The sequence below is a fragment of the Shewanella surugensis genome (assembly GCF_023284005.1).
Lineage (GTDB): Bacteria > Pseudomonadota > Gammaproteobacteria > Enterobacterales > Shewanellaceae > Shewanella > Shewanella surugensis.
Genome location: NZ_JAKIKS010000245.1, coordinates 1 through 3047 on the forward strand (window position 1 = coordinate 1; position 3047 = coordinate 3047).

At 34.5% G+C, this 3047-nt stretch carries 4 protein-coding genes and 1 pseudogene; 1 reads left to right on the forward strand and 4 read right to left on the reverse strand.

The window, feature by feature from the left end:
* Positions 1 to 151, forward strand: a pseudogene (locus L2764_RS26465) (IS630-like element ISVsa8 family transposase); the annotation flags it as partial.
* Here L2764_RS26465 and L2764_RS26470 read toward each other — a convergent pair.
* The 4 genes from L2764_RS26470 to L2764_RS26485 form a co-directional block, all read right to left on the reverse strand.
* Positions 125 to 718: a hypothetical protein gene (locus L2764_RS26470; protein ID WP_248943329.1), complete on the reverse strand. Its 594-nt coding sequence runs from the start codon at positions 716 to 718 to the stop codon at positions 125 to 127. The pseudogene L2764_RS26465 and the gene L2764_RS26470 overlap by 27 nt on opposite strands.
* Complete coding sequence (locus L2764_RS26475) at positions 711 to 932, reverse strand: ABC-three component system middle component 7 (protein ID WP_248943330.1); 222 nt, start codon at positions 930 to 932, stop codon at positions 711 to 713. The genes L2764_RS26470 and L2764_RS26475 overlap by 8 nt, the downstream gene beginning before the upstream one ends.
* Complete coding sequence (locus L2764_RS26480) at positions 926 to 1702, reverse strand: ABC-three component system protein (protein ID WP_248943331.1); 777 nt, start codon at positions 1700 to 1702, stop codon at positions 926 to 928. The genes L2764_RS26475 and L2764_RS26480 overlap by 7 nt, the downstream gene beginning before the upstream one ends.
* Positions 1703 to 1802: 100 nt before the next feature.
* Positions 1803 to 2831, reverse strand: coding sequence for a hypothetical protein (locus L2764_RS26485; protein WP_248943332.1), 1029 nt, complete (start codon positions 2829 to 2831; stop codon positions 1803 to 1805).
* Positions 2832 to 3047 lie beyond the last annotated feature (216 nt).

Sequence of the window (3047 nt, forward strand, 5' to 3'; positions counted from 1 at the left end):
TCCTGAACTCAATATCATTGAAATACTGTGGAAAAAGATAAAGTATGAATGGTTATCTTGCCATGATTTTATCACTTTTGATGCACTCAAAGAGAGTGTAAAAAACATCATAGATAATTATCCGTCAAAATATACAATAACTTTTAGTTAAGCACTTACCATTAATGTCATTCTTTAATTTGGTTGCTATTGCTTTATATTTTTCAAGGCTTTCAATTACACCGTACTTACCAAATATTTTAAGAGTTCGTTTTCTAATCGCATCCCAATTTTCTTTGCTAACAATATCTAAGGGACGTTTATCATTGTAATTATTTCTTTGGTAAACTCTAAAAAAACCGCTTACACATTCCCTAAAAGATGCAGCTTCATTTTTCGGGAAATATTTACTTTTAAGGAAAGCATTGTATTCCTTACTTGTTATATAATCCTGACATTCAACTCGATATATTTGATCAATATTTCCCGTATCTCTGATGAACGAATACGGTTTTTCAAATTCAAACTCAATACCAACTTTAAAATCACCGACATTACGTACAACATCATCACATTTAGATGGAAAATCATTCCCACCAAAAACAAAGTCAATCAGCATTAAAATTGATGATTTACCAATAGAATTATGAGCATCATCAGCCCCAACAACAGCATTTAAACCTGCCTCAAAAGTAATCGGACTCTTGATCAGTTTTTCACAACTAATGGATTTAAGCATGTTTAATTACTCCCTTTTTTTCATCCAAAACAATCCTTCCTAAAACAAATAATAAATCTAATACATCAATGTAATCAGCCATATCAATAAACAACTTCTTTTGATTACAGTAAAGTTCTTCTACTGAAATATCACCCTCTAGTTTTGACAAGAGCAATGAAGCTCTATAAATACAACTTTCATTAATTGAAACGGTTTTGTTTGGAACTAGCATTTAGAATAAACCTCGCAGTTCTGTATGAAAAAAGAAACCAGAACTTCAGATTTTGATCTATCAGTAATCCCTGTATTTGTCATGAACCAATCCGTCATTTTCTCAAAAATTTCATCTTGGTTAAAATCTTTCATTAATAAAAGAACATAGTAACTTTTAACTTGTGAGCATATGAAAGTAGATTTGGCTTTTTCTTGTTTTTCAAGATCTTTAAGCGCTTCTTTTATAGGGATAAAAAAAGTCAAAATGAATTGGCTTACTTTTGTCTGATTAATGAATCCAAACGTTTCATCTCGCTTATCTGAAAGTTTTAATGCATCGTATGAAAGCATAGTCTTTTCAATACTATTTCCATCGAGTAAACCAATTTTATTAGCTACAATTGAAATGTCTTTATGTAGAGTTTGTTTATCCCAGACTTTAGACAGCTCTTTTATTTTATTGATTTCTTTTTTAATTGCGACTAGCTGTCTATATTCTCCAACAGTTTTTTGAGTATCATAAATTTTATGACACTCTTTACATAGGGCTATGAAATTTTCTTCACAATCTATGTCGTCAGAAAGGAGTTCTTCGCCTGTTAAAATAGCAAGTTCATGTTTGGTTGCGTTCAAGGGGTAGATATGAGCAACATCGAAGACTCTCACATTTTTCTTTTTTTTCTTAACAACGAGATCTCTTCTGCATAAAGGGCAAGAGCCATCAACTTCACAAAGTAAGCTCATTTTCACCGTGTCATTTACATCGGCTCGTCTTGCTTTTACTGACAAAATTTACAACTCCTTTTGTAGAGTACAATTCAGCTACAATAGTCACATAACGCCGCACTCTGCGGAAAACTTGTCCGACAGCAGCGCCTTGTTAGATTCACTACCAACCATCATCAGATATTCCTTGCTCTCTTTTTGTCAATGCATCTTGAAAAGCCTTCAATGCTTCTTGACCTTCGACATCAAGCTTAGCTTCATCAATATCCCGTATTTTTTCTTGAATAGGTGCAATCTCTAGAAAGTTTTCAATATTTTCAAGTTTGATATAGGTCGTAATTTTAACTACATAATCCCCCATGGCCTGAGAAGAGGATTTGCCTACAAATTTTTTCAATAACGTAATACAACCTTCGGCTGTCTGTGTCTGAAGTTTCAACCAATCTATAACTTTGCTCTCATCGCCCCAACGTTTCCACCGATACAAAAAGGAAACCAAGTGTTCATTAGAAAATAGTTCGGTTGACGAAGTTTCCGACATTTCATCCAATTTTCTTACAAATTCTGCCTTAAGCTGTTCAAATTCACCATCTTGTAGAATTTGGTCTGCATCAGACTTTTCTCTACGATTTTCATCACCTTGCAGTATATGTTCGACAATAGATATTCCGTTTGAAGTTTTGAAACAATCTAGCAACAGATTCCCTCTTTTTTCCAAATCATCAATACGTCGAAGGAACCAGACAACAAGTCTTACGGCATGGGTATTAGAGCTAAACATCGTAAACCCTGTTGATTCATGATCGACGTGGTCACCAATATCTAGAATCCCTTTAATATAAGCGTTCCCATTTTCTAACGGAATTTCATCTGTAAATGATTCAAACTGTGATAGAGCATTTTTTAGAATGCCGCGCTCTTTAAGGGACAAGATAAATGATGAAAATCTATCAGAATCGGCAGTTAGACTTAGCATTTCTTGAAGGTCTGAGTTTGACAGTTCGCCACTTGGAATAGAAAATTGGAAGTACTTGTCGAAATTAGAGGGGTGACAAACACGCATCTCTCTTAACCACGTGCTGGCAAAATCTCCAGAATAGGACGCTCCACCTAGAACCCATTCAATTGTTGGAAACAGTTGCTCTACCATTTCTTTTACCGCCTCTCGTTTATCAAGGTTAGCTTTATCCAAGATGCTATTTATTAAGCCAGCTGTAGATTCTTCACTTCTCCCATATCTATCCGAGCCATTTTTAGTGAATATTTCTTTCGAGCGTGCAATTTCCTTATAAACATCGTAACCGTCCGAGCAAGTACATCTTCAACTGCGTTCATTGATCCCTTATTTTAACATCACATCAGGAGTTAACATGACTAAACGTTCTCATGAAGAGTGGATTGAATTAAT